This is a genomic window from Mesorhizobium sp. M7A.F.Ca.CA.004.12.1.1 (assembly GCF_003997835.1).
In the GTDB taxonomy this organism is placed as follows: Bacteria; Pseudomonadota; Alphaproteobacteria; order Rhizobiales; family Rhizobiaceae; genus Mesorhizobium.
In genome coordinates, this window is record NZ_RZRK01001460.1 from 1 (window position 1) to 571 (window position 571).

The following is a 571-nucleotide window of genomic DNA, read 5'->3' on the forward strand; positions in this document are numbered from 1 at the left end:
CCTGCCACGGGCGACGCCGCGCTGTTGGCCGCACTTGCCCGCCTGCCGGAGCATTTCGGCAAGGCGATCGCCTGCGACTGGATGAGCGTGCTCTCCGAGACGATCGAGAAGCAGAAGTCGCTGTTCATCCTCGGCCGCGGACCGTCGGCGGCGATGGCCAATGAGGCGGCGCTGAAATTCAAGGAGACCTGCGGCATGCATGCCGAGGCCTACAGCGCCGCCGAGGTCATGCACGGCCCGCTGGCGCTGATCGGTCCCGATTTTCCGGTGCTGGCGCTGGCCGCGCGCGACGCCTCCGAACCGTCCATTGCCGAGGCCGCCGACAGCCTGGCGGCCAAGGGCGCGCCGGTGTTCGTCACCTCGGCGCTTGCCAAACGCGCCGTGCGCCTGCCGCATGTCGCCACTGGCCACCCGCTGACCGATCCGCTGACGCTGATCGTCTCCTTCTACATGTTCGTCGAGGCCTTTGCCCGCCATCGCGGTCTCGACCCGGACACGCCGCGCAATCTTCGCAAGGTGACGGAGACAGTATGAGCGATCGCTTTGCCCTGACTGGAGCCCGGATTTTCGA

The 571-nt window shown here is 67.6% G+C and carries 1 protein-coding gene; it reads left to right on the forward strand.

Going from position 1 to position 571, the window contains the following annotated elements; translation table 11 throughout:
- Positions 1-534 (forward strand): SIS domain-containing protein (locus EN984_RS37035; RefSeq protein ID WP_127384472.1); only part of this gene is annotated, 534 nt, incomplete at its 5' end.
- Positions 535-571: the final 37 nt, after the last annotated feature.